This is a genomic window from Xanthobacter flavus (assembly GCF_017875275.1).
Lineage (GTDB): Bacteria > Pseudomonadota > Alphaproteobacteria > Rhizobiales > Xanthobacteraceae > Xanthobacter > Xanthobacter flavus_A.
In genome coordinates, this window is sequence record NZ_JAGGML010000001.1 from 2,474,716 (window position 1) to 2,492,467 (window position 17,752).

A 17,752-nucleotide genomic window follows, 5' to 3' on the forward strand; every position below is an offset into this window, starting at 1 on the left:
GCCGGCGCCGCGCCCGCGACCCCGCCCGATGCGCGCCACTGTGGCCGCGCCGGGAAGAAGTGTCCATAACGATATGAAAAGAAACGGCTTTTCTGAGAGGAATTTAAGAAGGCAGAGGGGGCAATCTTCCCAAATATGTGGTGGGCTTGCGCCGTCTCAAGGTCTTGTCAGGCTGTCATCCACCGGCTCGTCCGGGGGCTCCACCGCACCGCGAGGCGAGTGCCCGGAGGCCGTGAACCGGTGGGGCGGACGGGTGGATGGCCCGGACAAGCCGGGCCATGACGGGAGTCGGGGTGAGTGCGTTTCGCTCTGAGCTTCACACCGGCCGGCGGTCCTCGATGGTCTTGGCGTCGGGGGGCAGCGTGCCGGGCGAGAGCATCACGAGCCGGCCGCGCAGCTTGGTGGCGGAGCGGATGTCTTCCAGCAGGGCATCCTGCGAGAGCGCGGCGGCGTCGGCCACCTCGATCTCCAGCGCCATGTCGTCCTGGTCGCCCGCGCGATCCACCACGAGGCGGGCCTTCGCGACGGCCGGATGCTTCCGCACCGCCGCCTGCACCTGCACGGGATGCACGAACATGCCGCGGATCTTCGTGGTCTGGTCGGCGCGGCCCATCCAGCCCTTGAGGCGGATATTGGTGCGCCCGCAGGGGCTCGTTCCCGGCATGACGGCCGAAAGGTCGCCGGTGGCGAAGCGCACGAGGGGATAGTCCGGCTCGAACAGGGTGACGACCACCTCGCCGACCTCGCCCACAGCCTCCACCGGATCGCCGGTGCCGGGGCGGAGAATTTCGACAAGGCAACCCTCGTCCACGATCATCCCATCCTCGGCCTCGCTCTCATAGGCGACGAGGCCGAGATCGGCCGTGCCGTAGCACTGGCGGGCGATGATGCCGGCGGCCTTCAGCTCGGCCCGGTGGGCCGGCAGGAACGCCTCGCCCGACACCAATGCCTTGGTGAGGGAGGAGATGTCGGTGCCGGTCTCGCGCGCCTTGTCCACGAGGATTTTCAGGAAGGAGGGCGTGCCGCCATAACCCTGCGGACGGATGTCGGCGATGGCGCGCAATTGCAGGTCGGTCTGGCCGACGCCGGCCGGGACCACGGCGCAGCCCAGCGCGTGGGCGCCGCTCTCGACCATCGAACCCGCGGGGGTCAGGTGATAGGAGAAGGAATTGTGCACGATGTCCCCGGCGCGGAAGCCGGCGGCGAACAGCCCGCGCGCGAAGCGCCAGAAATCGGGGCCGTGGCCCTCCACGTCGTAGATGGGGCCGGGCGACATGAAGATGCGTGCGAGCTTGCCCGGCGGCGTCGCGTTGAGGCCGCCGAAGGGGTAGCTCTTCGGCTGGATTTCCAGAAGGTCCGACTTGCGGGTGACCGGCAGCTGCGCCAGTGCCGCCCGCGTGGTGATGGCGGCCGGGTCCACGTCCTTGAACAGCGCGGCGAAATAGGGCGCCTTCGCCTTGGCGTGGGCCACCTGGGCGGACAGCGCCTGCAGCAGCGCCTGCTCGCGCGCCTGAGGATCGCGGGTCTCGCTGGCGTCGTAGTGGCGGTTCGGATCGGTCATGGTCGGGCTCATGTCAGAAGCTGGCCGGGGAGCAAAGATGATGTTCCATGGGCCGTCATGCCCCGGCTCGTCCGGGGCATCCACTCATCGGTGTCGGCGCTCTTCGAAGCTAAGCGCCAGCCTGGCCGCAGAGTGGATCGCCCGGACGAGCCGGGCGATGACAGCGGCACGAGAATGCTGCGAGACAACAGTGTTCCACTGACCCGACAGCTCCCAGCCAGTGTTCGCTAGCGTGCGCTACAGCCATCTCTTGCGGCGCTTGAAGCTCTTCAGGTTCTTGAAGCTCTTGCGCTCCTCGCCGCCGCCCTGGCCGAGGTAGAATTCCTTCACGTCCTCGTTGGTCGCGAGCATTTCGGCGCTGCCATCGAGGACGATCTTGCCCTGCTCCATGATGTAGCCGTAGTCGGCCACCGAGAGCGCCACGCGGGCGTTCTGCTCCACCAGCAGAATGGTGACCCCGAGGTCCTGGTTGAGCTTCTTGATGATGGAGAACACCTCCTTCACCAGAAGCGGCGACAGGCCCATGGAGGGCTCGTCCATGAGGATGAGCTTCGGGCGGGACATGATGGCGCGGCCGATGGCCAGCATCTGCTGCTCGCCGCCGGAGAGATAGCCGGCAAGGCCGGTGCGCTCCCTGAGGCGGGGGAAATAGTCGTAGACGCGCTCGATGTCGCTCTTCACCTCGTTGTCGCGCCGGGTGTAGGCGCCGAGGCGGAGGTTTTCGAGGCAGGTCATGTCGGCGATGATGCGGCGCCCCTCCATCACCTGGAAGATGCCGCGGCGGACGATCCGGTCCGGCTCGATGCCGTTGATGCGCTCGCCCATGAAGGTGACGTCGCCGCGGGTGATCTCGCCGTCCTCGGTCTTGAGCAGGCCGGAGATCGCCTTCAGCGTGGTGGACTTGCCGGCGCCGTTGGAGCCCAGCAAGGCGACGATCTGGCCCTTCGGAACCTTCAGCGACAGGCCGCGCAGGACGAGGATGACGTCGTTGTACACCACCTCGATATTGTCCACCGACAGCAGCGGCGGCGCGGTCTCGGCGGCGGGTTCGAACTTCAGTGCGGCCTCGGCCATGGCGGTCTCCGGTTTCTTGCCAGACCGTCATCCCCCGGCTTGTCCGGGGGATCCACCTCTGTGGCAGGGCCGTCCCCGAAGGACGATCACCGCTGCGGCGGATGAGTGGATGCCCCGGACAAGCCGGGGCATGACGTCGATCAAACGGGAGGCAGGCGAACCTGCCTCCGTGACCTCACCAGCCCTGCAGCTCGGTCTTGCGGGGCAGGTCGATGGTGGCGACCTTTTCCAGCTTGATGGTGCCCGACTTCACGAGATCCGAGACGGACGCATCGGTCGGGCCGCTCACCACCGAGCGGTAGAGGTCCACGCGGGTGGTGGGACGGTGGTCGCTGGTGGTCCAGGTGGAGGGATTGCACACGCCGTCCATGCCCTTCGGCACCCAGTCCTTCTTCTGGTACATGCCGTCGCGGATCTTCACGCCGGTCACGCCGCCGTTCTTGTCCGCCCACTCCATGGCCTCCTTCATGTAGAGCGCGGTGCACATGGCGGCGAGATAGTGCACCGGGCGGTAGGCCGCGCCCGAGGCATCCGACATCTTGGAAATTTCCTTGGCGGTGGCGAGGCCGGGCGCCGAGCCGCTCCAGGTCACCGCGGTGCGGACCGGGAAGACGACGCCGTTGGCCGCCTCGCCCGCCGCCTTCATGGCGTTCTCGTCCATGCCCCACACGTTGCCGAGGAACTGCACGTCCACGCCCGCGGTCTTGCACGCCTTCAGCACCGAGATGTTGGAGCCGGCGGTGTTGCCGAGATAGGCGTAGTTGGCGCCGGACTGCTTCAGCGTCAGGCACTGGGGCGTGTAGTCACCCGGGGTCAGGGCGAAGGTGATGGGATCGAGCACCTCGAAGCCCAGTTCCTTGGCGTATTCGGCCGCCGCTTCCTTGGGCGAGTTGGGATAGGGATGGTTGGCGCCCATGTGCACCCACTTGGGCTTGCCGGTCTTGCCCTTCTTCTTCCAGTCGTCGGCGGCCCACTGCACCATGGCGCGGGCGGCGTCCGAATAGGACGGGCCGTAGAAGAAGTTGAACGGGGCGGCGCGCTCGCTCTTGGCGTTCACCTTGCCCTTGGGATCGGTCAGGGACGCCGAGTAGGAGCCCGAATAATAGGGAATCTCCTCCTTGGTCACCATGCCCACGAGGGCCTCGGTGTCGGCGGTGCCCCAGCCCTGGATGGCGACCACCTTGTCGGAGCCCACCCACTTCTTGAAGGCGGCCAGAGCGCGCGGCACCTGGTAGCCATATTCGTTGAAGTCGGAATTGATCTTCTTGCCGTTGACGCCGCCGTTGGCGTTGATCCAGGCGATGGTGTCCTGGATGCCCTGTCCGTAGGGCTGTCCCACGTCGGAGGTGCCGCCGGAATAATCGGCGAGATGGCCGATGTTGATCGACTGCGCGAGCGCAGGCGTCGCGGCGGCGAGCGCCAGCGCCGAGACGAGGGAAAGGGTCAATCGCTTCATCTGTGGCTCCTTGGGTTGCCTCTTGCACCGGACGGTCTGCGCCGCCTCGGCTCGGGTTTCGTCGGGGACTGCAACGCGTCAGTAGGAGAAGGGGTAGAGCTTCCAATAGGCCTTGATAAGGCGCCAGCGGTGGGCGAGCCCGTCCGGCTCGAAGATCAGGAACAGGATGATGGTGGCGCCGATCAGCATCTCGCGCATGTAGGTGATGCCGTCCTTGAGGTGCAGCACCTGGTCGATGACGCTGCCCGACAGGGCGGAGGCGAGCCAGCCGGTGGCCTCCGGCAGCAGCACCATGAACACGGTGCCCATGAGCGTGCCCATGATGGAACCAAGCCCGCCGATGATGATCATGCCGAGGAACTGGATGGAGAACAGGATGTCGAGCCCCTCCACCGACATGAAGCCCACATAGTGCGCGTAGAGCGCCCCGCCGATGCCGGCATAGAAGGACGAGATGCCGAACGCCATGGTGCGGTACTTGGTGAGGTTCACGCCCATCATCTCGGCGGAGAGATAATGGTCGCGCACCGCAATCAGCGCCCGTCCGTCGCGCGAGCGCATGAGATTGGTCGCGCCCACGTAGCCGATGACCACGAAGAACAGCACCACGTAGAAATACTTGTCATCGCCGGACAGGTCGAAGCCGAACAGGGTGAAGGGCGCGGCCATGGCGCCGTGGGTGCCGCCGGTGAACCACTCGGCGCGCACGAAGAAGTCCTGCAGGATGAACTGGGCGGCGAGCGTCGCGATGGCGAGGTAGAGCCCTTTCACCCGCGCCGCCGGCAGGCCGAAGATGAGGCCCACCACCGTGGTCCACAGCCCGGCCAGCACGATGGCGAGCGGCACCGGCACGCCCTTGTCGGCGAGAAAGGCCGAGGCGAAGCCGCCGAAGCCGAAGAACACGGCATGGCCGATGGAGATCTGGCCGGAGAAGCCGACCAGGATGTTCAACCCCAAAGCGGCGATGCCGAGATAGCCGATCTGGATCATCAGGGAGAGCGCGTAGCGCGAGGCGAACAGCGGCGCGCAGCACAGGGCCACGATGGCGAGGATGACGAAGATCAGCGTCAGCCGCGTCTGGAAGATGGTCTGGTCGGCCCGGTAGCTGGTGCGGTAGTCGCCGCACGGCCGCATGGTGGTGAGCGCCATGGCCTCAGACCCTCTCGATGTCGCGGGTGCCGAACAGCCCGTAGGGCTTGATCATCAGGATGATGATCAGGGCGTAGAAGGGGATGATCTCGTAGAGATTGCCCCACTTCAGATACTGGCTGTCCACGTACTGGCCGAGGTTTTCAAGAAGCCCAACGATCAGGCCGCCCACCACCGCGCCGAACACGCTGTCGAGGCCGCCGAGGATCACCGCCGGGAACACCTTGATGCCGAAGTAGGAGAGGGCCGACGACACGCCGTTGACGATGCCCACCACAACGCCCGCCACCGCCGAGACCGCCGCCGAGATGCCCCAGGACAGGGCGAACACCTGGCGCACCGAGATGCCGAGCGACTGCGCCACCTGCTGGGAGAAGGCGGTCGCCCGCATGGCGAGGCCGAGGCGCGAATACTTAAAGAACCAGGCGAAGCCGGCCATGATCGCGAGGCTGACGGCGGTGGACATGAGATAGGCCGTCTGTACCTGCAGACCCAGGATGTTCACCTGCGCCACCGGGAAGATGGGCGGGAACGGCTGGGCAAAAGTGCCGAACATCCACTTCATCAGCGCCTGGAAGAAGATGGAGAGGCCGATCGTCACCATGATGACGGAGATGATGGGCTCGCCAATGAGTGGCCGCAGCACCACCATCTGCACGGCGATGCCGAACACCATCATGAAGCAGACCGCGATGAGGAAGCCCCAGAAGAAAGGGATGTTCCACGCCGTGAGCAGCCACCAGCAGGTCCAGGCGCCGATGAGCAGGAACTCGCCCTGGGCGAAGTTCACCACCTGCGAGGCCTTGTAGATGAGCACGAAGCACATGCCGACCACGCCATAGAGCGTGCCGATGATGAGCCCGTTGATGATGAGTTGAAGCAGGAGCTGGGATTGCATCAGAGGCTCCCCATGACGGGTGCAGGACGCCTCCCCTCTCCCCTTGCGGGGGAGGGGTCGGGGGTGAGGGGTGAGGCTGCCGGGAAGAGAACAGTCGGCGCACTTAGCGCCAACACCCCCTCACCCCATCCCTCTCCCGCGAGGGGAGAGGGGGCAGGCCGGCTGTCGTGCCGTCGAGCCATCACGCGGCCCTCCTTTTGCCGTCGTCCTTCACCGGCGGCGGGGCGCCGAGGTCGATGACGTCGATCTTGGTCTTGATGCGCTGGCGGGTGCCGTCCTGGAAGGTGATGGTGGTATCCACGTCGATCACCTTCTGGCCCTCGTACATGGCGTCGATGATCGTGCCGTAGCGCTCGTTGATGACGCCGCGGCGCACCTTGCGGGTGCGGGTCAGCTCGCCGTCGTCGGCGTCCAGTTCCTTGTAAAGCAGGAGGAAACGGCCGATGCGCTGCTTCTCCGCCAGCGTGCGGTTCACCGCCTCCACTTCCTTCCTCAGAAGCGCGATGACTTCGGGCTTGGCGGAAAGATCGGTATAGGTGGTGAAGGCGATGCGGTTCTTCTCCGCCCATTTCGAGACGATGGAGAAGCGGATGCAGATGAGCGCGGCGAGGCTGTCGCGCCCGTCGCCCAGCACCACGGCCTCGGCCACGTAGGGCGAGAACTTCAGCTTGTTCTCGATGTATTGCGGCGAGAAGCGATCGTTGTGCGAGGTCTTCGCCATGTCACGAATGCGGTCGATGACGACGAGATGGCCCTTCTTGTTGAAATAGCCGGCATCGCCCGTGCGCATCCAGCCCTCTTCGGCGAAGGACTTCTTGGTCTCTTCGTCGTTGCGGAAATAGCCGGTGAACATGTTGCCGTGGCGGGTGACCACCTCGCCGAGGCCGTTGGGATCGGGGTCGTCGATGCGGATTTCGACGCCCTCGAACGGCACGCCCACTGTATCGAAATCGACGTCCTTCTCCGTGTGCAGCGTATAGGCGCCGAGCAGCTCGGTCTGGCCGTAGAGCTGGCGCATGGGCACGCCCAGCGCGAGGAAGAAGCGGAAGGTGTCGGGTCCGAGCGCGGCGCCACCGGTGCAGGCGGATTTCAGGTGCGAGAAGCCGAGGCGGTCGCGCAACGCGCGGAACAGGATGAAGTCGGCGAGCGGGGAGCGGCGGCCCTCGTCCAGCGCCTTGAGGCCGAGCTTCATGCCAAGGTCGAACATGGCCCGCTTCAAAGCGGAGGAATCCATCATGCGCGAGCGTACGTCGGCAGCGATCTGCTCCCACACGCGGGGGGCGAACAGCACGAAGGAGGGGCCGATCTCCCGCATGTCGGCCATCAGGGTTTCCTGCTCCTCCACGAAGTTTACCTTCATGCGGGAGATGAGCGCCTGACCGAAGGCGTAGATCTGCTCCATGATCCACGGCATCTGCAGAACACTGACGTATTCGTCCGTGGCGAGCCTTGGGTCCATCTCAAGATAGGCGCGGCAGTGCCTCAGCAGCGCGCCGCCCGTGAGCATGGCGAGCTTGGGGTGGGAGGTGGTGCCCGACGTGGTGCAGAGGATGGCGACATCCTCGCCCTCGCCGGCGTCCACGAGGCGGTCATAGGCGCCGGGATCGCGGGCGGCCACTTCGGCACCCCGCGCCTCAAGCTCCTTCAGCGAGATCAGGCGCGGGTCGTCGTATTTCCGGATACCGCGCGGGTCGGAATAGACGATGTGCCGGACGGTGGGAATTTTCTCTTCCAGCGAGAGCAGCTTGTCGACCTGCTCCTCGTCCTCGGCGAAGATCACCGCAACGTCTGCATAGGTGACGAGATAGGCCACCTCGTCGGCGAGCGCGTCGCGATAGATGCCGAGGGAGAGGCCGCCCACCGCGTGGGCTGCGATCTCGCCCATCAGCCATTCCGGGCGATTGTCGCCGATGAGGCCGACCACGTCGCCACGGGCAACACCGAGCGTGCCGAGGCCCAGGGTCATGTCGCGCACGCGGGTCGCGACCTCGCCCCAGGTGTAGGAAATCCAGATGCCGAGGTCCTTCTCGCGCAGCCACGTCTCGTCGGCATGCGCCTTCGCGTGGAGCCGCAGCAGCTTCGGCAGGGTGTCGTGGACCGTAACGTCCGGATAGGCGGGAACGGGAGCCATGGTGCGCCTCAGCCTTGCCGCATCATGCGGACACGGCGGCGGGCGCCGCCTCTTCGATCTCAAGATCCTCCTCGCCGAGGTAGGCCTTGCGAACGTGCGGATCGGCCAGCACGGCGGAGGGCTCGCCTTCCACCAGCTTGCGACCGAAGTCGAGCACCATCACCCTGTGGGAAATGTCCATCACCACGCCCATGTCATGCTCGATCATGATGATCGTCATGCCCCATTCCTCGTTGAGATCGACGATGTAGCGGGCCATGTCCTCCTTCTCCTCGAGGTTCATGCCCGCCATGGGCTCGTCGAGAAGGATGAGCTTGGGCTCCAGCGCCACCGCGCGGGCAAGTTCCACGCGCTTGCGCAGGCCGTAGGAGAGGGTGCCGGCGGTGGCCTTGCGCACATGCTGGATGTCAAGGAAGTCGATAACTTCCTCCACCTTGCGACGATGCTCCAGCTCTTCCTTCTGCGCACCGCCGATCCAGTAGAGCGCGCCGGTGAAGAAGTTGTTCTTCAAGAGGTGGTGGCGGCCCACCATGATGTTGTCCAGAACGCTCATGTGGCTGAACAGCGCGAGATTCTGGAAGGTGCGGCCGATGCCGATCTCTGCCCGGCGGTTGGGCTTCAGTTTCGTCACGTCGGCGCCGTCGAAGACCACTCGCCCCTCGCTCGGCGTGTAGCGACCCGAGATGCAGTTCAGCATGGAGGTCTTGCCAGCGCCATTGGGGCCGATGATGGAGAACAGCTCGCTGGGACGCACATGGAAGCTGACGTCCGACAGCGCCTTCAGGCCGCCGAAACGCAGCGAGATATTCTGGACATCAAGCAGGGCAGACGCGCCCGTGGCAGCCCCGGCCGAAGCGGCAGGTTGCAACATGATCCCCTCCCTATCCCGCATTGCGGGTTGGCTTCTGCGAGCCGTATCTCATATTATGAGACGCTAATTGCATTCATTATCGAACGACCGTTTGAATCTTTCAAGAGCATCTTTCTGCAATGGAGAAAAATATTGCGATCTCGCCAAAAACGTCTCACATATTGAGATATGTCTTCTTCTTCGGATATGGATGCCGCCTCTCCCAGGGGCGCCCAAAGCCTTTCCCGTGCGGTGTCCGTGCTGCGCGTCGTGGCGGCGGCGCCGACGCAGGGCGCGCGCCTTGCCGATCTGGTGAAGGGCACCGGACTGTCCAAGGCGACGGCGCATCGCCTGGCGGCCGCGCTCGTCCACGAGGGCCTGCTCGCCTACGATCCGGCCAGCCGATACTACGGCCTCGGCCAGTTCCTGCTGGATGCCGGAAGTCGCGCGGGCGGGGGGGCGGCCGGCAGCGTGGCCGAAGCCGATCACGCCCCCGACCCGAGCCTGTACCAGCGGCCGGAATACGGCGGGGATGCGATTGCTCTCGCCCATCTGCTCTGCGACCGGCATCTGCCCGGCAAGCGCGCGCATCCGGCCATGATCCACGAAACCGTTTCGGGCCAGACATCGGAACTGAGCTTCGGCAAGCTGGCTGAGTATTCCGCGCGCTTTGCGCGCGTGCTGGCATCCGTGGGGGTCAGGAAAGGCGACTGCGTTGCGGTCATGCTGCCCAAGGGGGTCGAGCTGGTCATCGCCGCTCTGGCGATCTGGCGCGTCGGCGCGGTCTATATGCCGCTGTTTTCCACCTATGCCACGTCGGCCGTGAACTCCCGGCTGGAGTCGGGGGAGGTGAAGGCCATCGTTGCAACCCGCACACTCGTCGATCGGGCTCGGAATTATATCGACTCGTCCACTCCGGTCTTTCTCATAGAAGGAGAGCAGATCAACCGCATTGACGGTATCGTCAAGCAGTTCTGGTCATCGATTTATTCAACAGAGCCGCTCGATGACGTCGCCATGTATGGTGAGAATGATCCATTCATAATGACATATTCGCCCAAATCGATAGCAGCAAAATTGGGCCTGATGATACCGGTGAGGGCGCTGGCTGAATTCGAGCAATGCATGCGCGTCGGGCTCGATGTCCGGGACGAGGACGTCTACTGGAACATGGCGGACCAGGGGTGGGAGTACGGGATTTTCTACGGTCTTGTCGGGCCGCTGCTGATCGGCTGCTCGATCCTGTTCTGCGATGGTCCCTATGACGTGTCGCAGGGCTATCGCGTCCTGTCCAAGTTCCGTGTGACCAACCTCACGGCGGCCCCGTCCCAGATCAAGGCGTGGCGGCGCAGGGACCTCACCCGGGCGCCGAACCGGCTCGCGCTCCGGCTGGTTTCGGTCTGCGGGGAGCCGCTGCCGTCCGATCTCGTTTCGTGGGTCACGCGGAAGCTGGAAGTGCCCCTCGTGAACCAGTACGGGCAGCGGGAAACGGGGATGATCATGGGCATGCGGCATGATCCGCACAATCCGCGCGCCCTCGGCCATGCCTCGGTCGGCCGGATCGCGCCGGGATTTTCCCTCGTGGTGCTCGACCCGGACGGCGCCGTGCTCGGCGCGGGGGCCGAGGGCACGCTGGCGATCGATATCCGACGGTCGCCCTTGTTCTGGTTCCGCGGCTACAGGAAGGACGATCCGGGAACTAAGGCGCGGTTCAGGTTCGGCGACGATTATTTCATCCTCGGAGATACCGGCCATATCGATGCGGACGGCTGCGTGCACTACAGCGGGCGCGCGTCCCACGCGATCTCCATGCAGGGATGATGGCAGGGATGATGGCAGCGGTGAAAGATGTCCGGGCCGTTCGCCGGGCGGGATAAAAAATCGAACGTTCTTTTCAATCTGGCCAAGCGCCGGCTCTTGTCGCAAGATATCGTTCCATCTGGTGGCCGGGAAGCTGGTCCGCCATCGCGGTTTCCGTCCGGACCGGGTTTCGACGTCAGCTCCTGCGCCGATTGAGCCGAGGCCGGACCTTGAGCGTTCAAAGGCAATGGCGCGCACCATCGGTTCCAACGGCGCCCGTACCGCACAAGCCATTCGGCAGGCGGGCGTCCAGCTCATCTATCGGCACGGCTACGAGGCCATGAGCCTCAGGCAGCTGGCGGCTGAGGTTGGCCTGCAGTCCGGCTCGCTCTACAAATATTTCGACAACAAGCAGTCCCTGCTGTTCGATATCGTCCGCGACCATATGGAGGATCTGCTCGGCAAGGCCGAGGCGGATCTCGCTGGAGTCGAGGATCCGCTGGCCCGCCTCAAGGTCTTCTGCGCCTTCCATCTGCGCTATCACATGACGCGGCTCGCCCACGTCTTCATTGCCAACATGGAGATCCGCAGCCTCGACGAGGCCCACCGCGCGGTCGTGGTCGGCCTGCGCCGGCGCTATGAGGGGCTGCTGGAGGGCATCCTGCGCCAGGGGGCGGAACTCGGCGTCTTCGAGGTGCGCGAGCCCAAGGTCGCGACCTACGCCATCATCTCCATGCTCACCGGCATCTGCATGTGGTACCTGCCGGGCGGGCGGCTGAGCCAGGACGAGATCGTCGACGCCTACACCGCCCTCGTCATCGGCGGTGTCACGGGCGGGACGCCGCTTGCCGAATCCCTTTCTGCGCCTCTCGCTCCCGTCGCTGCTCCCGCGGATCTTCCGGCGCGCGGGAAGCCGGTGCGCAAGGCCGCAAGGGCCTGATAGAACGCCTGATCCGGCGCCGTCCGACGACATCGCGAAAGCCCTTGCACCGGCATTAAAAAAACGTACGATCGTTTCCAAGCCGGCAACGACCGGCGCCGAGGATGACGCCCGAGCCGCCGTGCGCCCGTTTGCGCCGGCCTTGGCGCGTCTTTCCCAGGCTGCCCCGCTGCCGGTTCGCGAGAGCCGGGCTCCTGCAAGGATCGTCGATCCGTGCGGAGGCTGCTTCTCTTGAGGCGAGAGGGCGTGAGGCCTTGCCGGATTGTCGATCCGGCGGTAGCGCGCCCGAACATTTGGGGCGAGATCGCTCATGGCCATCATCGAGGATGCGGTCGACCGCCGCTCCGACGCATTCCGCCGCAATCGCGAGGCGCTGGAAGCCTCGGTTGCGGAGCTTCGGTCCGTCGTGGAGAAGGTGGCGGAAGGCGGCGGGACCGTCGCCCGCGAGCGGCACCTGAAGCGCGGCAAGCTGCTGCCGCGGGACCGCATCCGCACCCTGCTCGACACCGGCTCGCCCTTCCTGGAATTCAGCCAGCTCGCCGGCTACGGCATGTATGACGACGAGGTGCCCGCCGCCGGCATCATCACCGGCATCGGCCGCGTCTCGGGCCGCGAATGCGTCATCGTCGCCAACGACGCGACGGTGAAGGGCGGCACCTATTTCCCCATGACGGTGAAGAAGCATCTGCGCGCCCAGCGCGTGGCGCAGGAAAACCACCTGCCGTGCATCTATCTCGTCGATTCCGGCGGCGCCAATTTGCCGAACCAGGACGAGGTCTTCCCCGACCGCGAGCATTTCGGCCGCATCTTCTTCAACCAGGCCAACATGTCCGCTGCCGGCATCCCGCAGATTGCGGTGGTGATGGGCTCGTGCACCGCCGGCGGCGCCTATGTGCCGGCCATGGCGGACCAGTCCATCATGGTGAAGAACCAGGCCACCATCTTCCTCGGCGGCCCGCCTTTGGTGAAGGCGGCCACCGGCGAGGTCGTCACGGCAGAGGAGCTGGGCGGCGCGGACGTCCACACCCGCACCTCCGGCGTCGCCGATCACATGGCGGAGAACGACGCCCATGCCCTGGGCATCGCCCGCTCCATCGTGGCCGATCTCAACACCACCAAGGCCCATTCCCTCGACATCCGCGAGCCGCGCCCGCCGCTCTTCGATGCGAAGGAGATCTATGGCATCGTCTCGGCCGACCCGAAGCAGCCGTTCGACGTGAGGCAGATCATCGCCCGCATCGTGGACGGCTCCGAGTTCGACGAGTTCAAGCCGCTCTATGGCCCCACGCTGGTGACGGGCTTCGCCCGCATCTTCGGCTATCCGGTGGGCATCATCGCCAACAACGGCATCCTGTTCTCCGAGAGCGCGCTGAAGGGCGCGCATTTCGTGGAATTGTGCTGCCAGCGCAATATTCCCCTCGTCTTCCTGCAGAACATCACCGGCTTCATGGTGGGGCGGAAGTATGAGAGCGGCGGCATCGCCAAGGACGGGGCGAAGTTCGTCACGGCCGTGTCCTGCGCGAGCGTGCCGAAGTTCACGGTGGTGATCGGCAATTCCTTCGGCGCGGGAAACTACGGCATGTGCGGCCGCGCCTTCGATCCGCGCTTCCTGTGGATGTGGCCCAATGCGCGCATCTCGGTGATGGGTGGCGAGCAGGCGGCGGGCGTGCTGGCGCAGGTGAAGCGCGACGGCATCGAGGGGCGCGGCGGGAGCTGGCCGACGGAGGAGGAGGAAGCCTTCAAGGCCCCCATCCGCCATCAGTACGAGGTGCAGGGCCATCCCTATTATTCCTCGGCCCGGCTGTGGGACGACGGCGTCATCGACCCCGCCGACACCCGCATGGTGCTGGCCCTCGCTTTGTCCGCCGCCCTCAACGCCCCCGAGCAGGAGACACGCTTCGGCGTGTTCCGCATGTGATGGGGCGGGTCGCAATTATCGGGCTGCTCCCCTCTCCCCTTGCGGGAGAGGGTGGATCGCGGCTCAGCCGCGAGACGGGTGAGGGGTATGGCTCGGCCAGAGTCGTTCCCGGTGGCGACAGCCCCCTCACCCCCGTCCCCTCTCCCGCGAGGGGAGAGGGGCGTGGCGATATCCTGCGTGAAAGGCGGATGGCATGAGCCTGAGCACCGGCCTCACCCGCACCACCGAGGATGGCGTCGCCGTCCTCACCCTCGACCGGCCCGAAGTGCGCAACGCCTTCGACGATGCGCTTATTGCCGCGCTGACGGACGCATACGAGGCGGCCATCGCAGACCCTGCCGCCGTCGCCATCCTGCTGCGCGCCAATGGCCCGGTGTTCTGCTCCGGCGGCGATCTCAACTGGATGCGCCGCATGGCCGGCTATTCGCGGGAGGAGAACCTCGCGGACGCGGAGCGGCTGGGCGCGCTCATGCGCACCATCGACCGCTCGCCCAAGCCCACCCTCGTGCGCATCCACGGCTCGGCCTTCGCTGGAGCCACCGGGTTGATCGCGGCCAGCGACATCGCGGTGGCGGTGCCGGAGGCGGAATTCGCCGTCACCGAGGTGCGCATCGGCCTGATCCCGGCGGTCATCAGCCCCTATCTGGTGCGGGCCATGGGGGCACGACAGGCACGGCGCTATTTCCTCACCGCCGAACGCTTCTCCGCCGCCACCGCGCTGGAACTGGGCCTCGTCCATGAGGTGGTGCCGGCGGACGATCTGGACGCCGCCATCGCCCGTCACCTCAAGGCGCTGAAGGCGGCGAGCCCCGCCGCGCTCGCCGCCACCAAGGCCCTCGTCGCCGCCGTGGACCGGCCGCTCGACGACGCCGTCATCTCCGACACTGCCCGCCGCATCGCCGACCAGCGCGCCAGCGCCGACGGCCGCGAGGGTGTCACCGCCTTCCTCGAAAAGAGAAAACCCAATTGGGGGGCCGCATGATCCGTCCCATCCGCACCTTGCTCGTCGCCAATCGCGGCGAGATCGCCGTGCGCGTGATGCGCACTGCCAAGGCGCTCGGCCTGCGCACCGTCGCGGTCTATTCGGAGGCCGACGCCAACGCGCTGCACGTGGCGGTGGCGGACGAGGCCTACCCCATCGGCCCGGCGCCAGCGCGCGAGAGCTATCTGCGCATCGATGCCATTCTCGATGCGGCGAAGAAGAGCGGGGCGGATGCGATCCATCCCGGCTACGGCTTCCTCTCGGAAAACGCCGCCTTCGCGGATGCCTGCGAACAGGCCGGCATCGTCTTCGTCGGCCCACCGGCCTCGGCCATCCGCGCCATGGGCTCCAAGAGCGCGGCCAAGGCGCTGATGGAGAAGGCGGGCGTGCCGCTTGTGCCCGGCTATCACGGCGAGGACCAGGACGCAGCGCTGCTCGCCCGCGAGGCGGAGCGCATCGGCTTCCCGGTGCTCATCAAGGCCTCGGCGGGCGGCGGCGGCAAGGGCATGAAGGTGGTGCGCGCGGCGGACGAGTTTCCAGAGGCCCTCGCTTCCGCCCAGCGCGAGGCGAAGAGCGCGTTCGGCGACGACAAGGTGCTGGTGGAGAAATATCTCACTACCCCCCGTCACATCGAGGTGCAGGTCTTCGCCGACAGCCACGGCAATTGCGTCTATCTCCACGAGCGCGACTGCTCCATCCAGCGCCGCCATCAGAAGGTGGTGGAGGAGGCCCCCGCCCCCGGCATGACGCCGGAGCGTCGCGCGGCCATGGGCAAGGCGGCGGTGGATGCCGCCAAGGCCGTGGGCTATCGCGGCGCCGGCACCGTGGAGTTCATCGCCGAGGGCGAGCATTTCTACTTCATGGAGATGAACACCCGCCTCCAGGTGGAGCATCCGGTGACGGAGGCCATCACCGGGCAGGACCTTGTGCAATGGCAGCTCCGCGTCGCGCAGGGCGAGACCCTGCCGCTGACGCAGGAGGAGATCCCGCTTGAGGGTCACGCCATCGAGGTGCGGCTCTATGCGGAAGACCCGGAGCGGGACTTCCTGCCCCAGGTCGGCCGGCTGGACCATCTTCAGCTGCCGTCCCACCTCGACCACACGCGGGTGGATACCGGCGTGCGGGCGGGCGATACGGTCTCCATCCATTATGACCCGATGATCGCCAAGATCATCGTCTCCGGCGCTGACCGCCTCGAGGCAGTGCGGCGGCTGGAGGCGGCGCTGGCCGCCACCGAGGTCGTCGGGCTCGCCACCAACCGGGTTTTCCTCAAAGCCATCGCCGCCCATCCGGCCTTCGCGGCGGCGGAGCTGGACACCAATTTCATCGCCCGCCATCAGGACGTGCTGCTCCCCGGCCCGGCACCGGTGGACGACACCGTGCTGGCCCTCGCCGCCCTCTTCATTCTCAAGGAGGAGGCGCGCCAGTCCGCCGAGACGGTGGATGCCGCCGATCCCTGGTCGCCCTGGGGCCTCGCGCCCGGCTGGCGGCTCAACCGCGACGCCCATGTGGACCTGACCTTTGCGGACAGGGAACGCCGCATCGACATCCGCGCCCATTTCCGCCCCCACGGCTTTGTCCTCGCTTTGCCGGGCGGCGACGTGGCGGTGGAGGGCGATGCGGAGGCGGATGGCAGCCTGCGCGTGCGGCTCGATGGCGTGGCGCTGTCGGCGCGAGTGATCCGCACCGGCAACCGCCTCACCGTGTTCGTGCGCGGCGGAGAATATGCGGTGGACTTCATCGACCCGCGCCTCGCCTCGCAGGCCGCCACCGGTACTGCCGGCCGGCTCGTCGCGCCCATGCCCGGCACCATCATCCGCATCGCGGTGGAGGAAGGGCAGGAGGTGACGAAGGGCGCCGCCCTCGTCGTTGTGGAAGCCATGAAGATGGAGCATACCGTCGCCGCGCCCCGCGACGGCAAGGTGAAGGCGCTGAAGTTCGCCGTGGGCGACCTCGTGGACGAGGGCGCCGAGCTGCTGGTTCTGGAGGACGCCTGATGGCCCGCCCCGCTTCCGTCCGCATCGTCGAGGTCGGCCCCCGCGACGGCCTGCAGAACGAGCCGGGCATCGTGCCGCTGGCCGCCAAGGTGGCGCTCATCGACGCCCTGGCCGACGCCGGGCTGAGGATGATCGAGGCCGGCTCGTTCGTCTCGCCCAAATGGGTGCCGCAGATGGCCGACACCGCCGAGGTGCTGGGCTCGATCGATCGCCGGCCCGGCGTGCGCTACACCGTTCTGGCGCCCAATCTGAAGGGGCTGGAGCTGGCGCTCGCCTGCGGCATCGAGGAGGTGGCGGTGTTCACCGCAGCCTCGGAGGCGTTCACGCAAAAGAATATCAACTGCACCATCGCCGAGAGCCTGGAGCGCTTCACCCCGCTCATCGATCTCGCCCGCGCGCGCGGCGTCGCGGTGCGCGGCTATGTGAGCTGCGCGCTGGGCTGCCCCTATCAGGGCGAAGTGCCGATGGCGAAGGTGGTGGAGGTGTCGGAAGCCCTCACCGCCATGGGCTGCTACGAGGTGTCGGTGAGCGACACCATCGGCGTCGGTACTCCGGACAAGGCGCAGGCGGTGACCGGCGCGGTGGCCGACCGCATCGGGCTGGAGCGCACCGCCATCCATTTCCACGACACCTACGGGCAGGCGCTGGCCAATGTGCTGGCCTGTCTCGACATCGGCGTGTCGTCCGTGGATTCGGCGGTGGCCGGGCTCGGCGGCTGTCCCTATGCCAAGGGGGCGTCGGGCAATCTCGCCACCGAGGATCTGGTCTACATGCTGAATGGCCTCGGCATCGAGACCGGCGTTGATCTCGATCGCCTCGCGGCGGCCGGGCGGGCCATCACCGCGGCGCTCGGCCGAGCGCCGGCTTCCAAGGTGGCGCAAGCGCTGGCTGCGACATGTGCGTGAGGCCGTGTGCGTTAGGCCCTGCTGAAGCGGGGCCGGTGGCGTTGGTTCCCCTTATCCCGTAACCTTAATGGCAGTTGAAGGGGCGGCTCCG

13 protein-coding genes are annotated in these 17,752 nt (G+C 66.4%); 6 read left to right on the forward strand and 7 right to left on the reverse strand.

Annotated features, from left to right (window positions below; genetic code table 11):
• Positions 1–316: 316 nt before the first annotated feature.
• From J2126_RS11940 to J2126_RS11970, 7 genes are all read right to left on the reverse strand, one after another.
• A complete protein-coding gene (locus J2126_RS11940; protein WP_209487141.1) occupies positions 317–1,561 on the reverse strand; it encodes a phenylacetate--CoA ligase family protein in 1,245 nt (414 codons plus the stop codon).
• Positions 1,562–1,798: 237 nt separating this feature from the next.
• Positions 1,799–2,635: an ABC transporter ATP-binding protein gene (locus J2126_RS11945; protein WP_209487143.1), complete on the reverse strand. Its 837-nt coding sequence runs from the start codon at positions 2,633–2,635 to the stop codon at positions 1,799–1,801.
• 175 nt (positions 2,636–2,810) lie between these two features.
• Positions 2,811–4,091, reverse strand: coding sequence for an ABC transporter substrate-binding protein (locus tag J2126_RS11950; RefSeq protein ID WP_209487145.1), 1,281 nt, complete (start codon positions 4,089–4,091; stop codon positions 2,811–2,813).
• A gap of 78 nt (positions 4,092–4,169) precedes the next feature.
• Complete coding sequence (locus J2126_RS11955) at positions 4,170–5,240, reverse strand: branched-chain amino acid ABC transporter permease (protein WP_209487147.1); 1,071 nt, start codon at positions 5,238–5,240, stop codon at positions 4,170–4,172.
• Positions 5,241–5,244: 4 nt separating this feature from the next.
• Positions 5,245–6,138 (reverse strand): branched-chain amino acid ABC transporter permease, encoded by an 894-nt coding sequence (locus J2126_RS11960; RefSeq protein WP_209487149.1) that lies wholly within the window; start codon positions 6,136–6,138, stop codon positions 5,245–5,247.
• Positions 6,139–6,319: 181 nt separating this feature from the next.
• On the reverse strand, positions 6,320–8,269 hold the full coding sequence (locus tag J2126_RS11965) for a long-chain fatty acid--CoA ligase (protein ID WP_209487151.1): 1,950 nt from the start codon (positions 8,267–8,269) through the stop codon (positions 6,320–6,322).
• Positions 8,270–8,291: 22 nt separating this feature from the next.
• Positions 8,292–9,140 carry an ABC transporter ATP-binding protein gene (locus J2126_RS11970; RefSeq protein WP_209487152.1) on the reverse strand — a complete coding sequence of 283 codons (849 nt, stop codon included), beginning with the start codon at positions 9,138–9,140 and terminating at the stop codon, positions 8,292–8,294.
• Positions 9,141–9,326: 186 nt separating this feature from the next.
• Here J2126_RS11970 and J2126_RS11975 point away from each other — a divergent pair, with 186 nt between their 5' ends.
• The 6 genes from J2126_RS11975 (at position 9,327) to J2126_RS12000 (ending at position 17,661) form a co-directional block, all read left to right on the forward strand.
• Positions 9,327–10,940, forward strand: a complete 1,614-nt coding sequence (locus J2126_RS11975; RefSeq protein WP_281066388.1) for an AMP-binding protein — start codon at positions 9,327–9,329, stop codon at positions 10,938–10,940.
• 226 nt (positions 10,941–11,166) lie between these two features.
• A complete protein-coding gene (locus J2126_RS11980) occupies positions 11,167–11,859 on the forward strand; it encodes a TetR/AcrR family transcriptional regulator (RefSeq protein ID WP_209487156.1) in 693 nt (230 codons plus the stop codon).
• A 310-nt stretch (positions 11,860–12,169) separates the two neighbouring features.
• Entirely contained in the window at positions 12,170–13,777 is a 1,608-nt protein-coding gene (locus tag J2126_RS11985; protein WP_209487158.1) for a carboxyl transferase domain-containing protein, read from the forward strand.
• Between the two features lie 193 nt (positions 13,778–13,970).
• Positions 13,971–14,759: an enoyl-CoA hydratase-related protein gene (locus J2126_RS11990; RefSeq protein ID WP_209487165.1), complete on the forward strand. Its 789-nt coding sequence runs from the start codon at positions 13,971–13,973 to the stop codon at positions 14,757–14,759.
• Positions 14,756–16,756: an acetyl/propionyl/methylcrotonyl-CoA carboxylase subunit alpha gene (locus tag J2126_RS11995; RefSeq protein ID WP_209487166.1), complete on the forward strand. Its 2,001-nt coding sequence runs from the start codon at positions 14,756–14,758 to the stop codon at positions 16,754–16,756. The genes J2126_RS11990 and J2126_RS11995 overlap by 4 nt, the downstream gene beginning before the upstream one ends.
• Complete coding sequence (locus tag J2126_RS12000; protein WP_209487168.1) at positions 16,756–17,661, forward strand: hydroxymethylglutaryl-CoA lyase; 906 nt, start codon at positions 16,756–16,758, stop codon at positions 17,659–17,661. The genes J2126_RS11995 and J2126_RS12000 overlap by 1 nt, the downstream gene beginning before the upstream one ends.
• Positions 17,662–17,752: the final 91 nt, after the last annotated feature.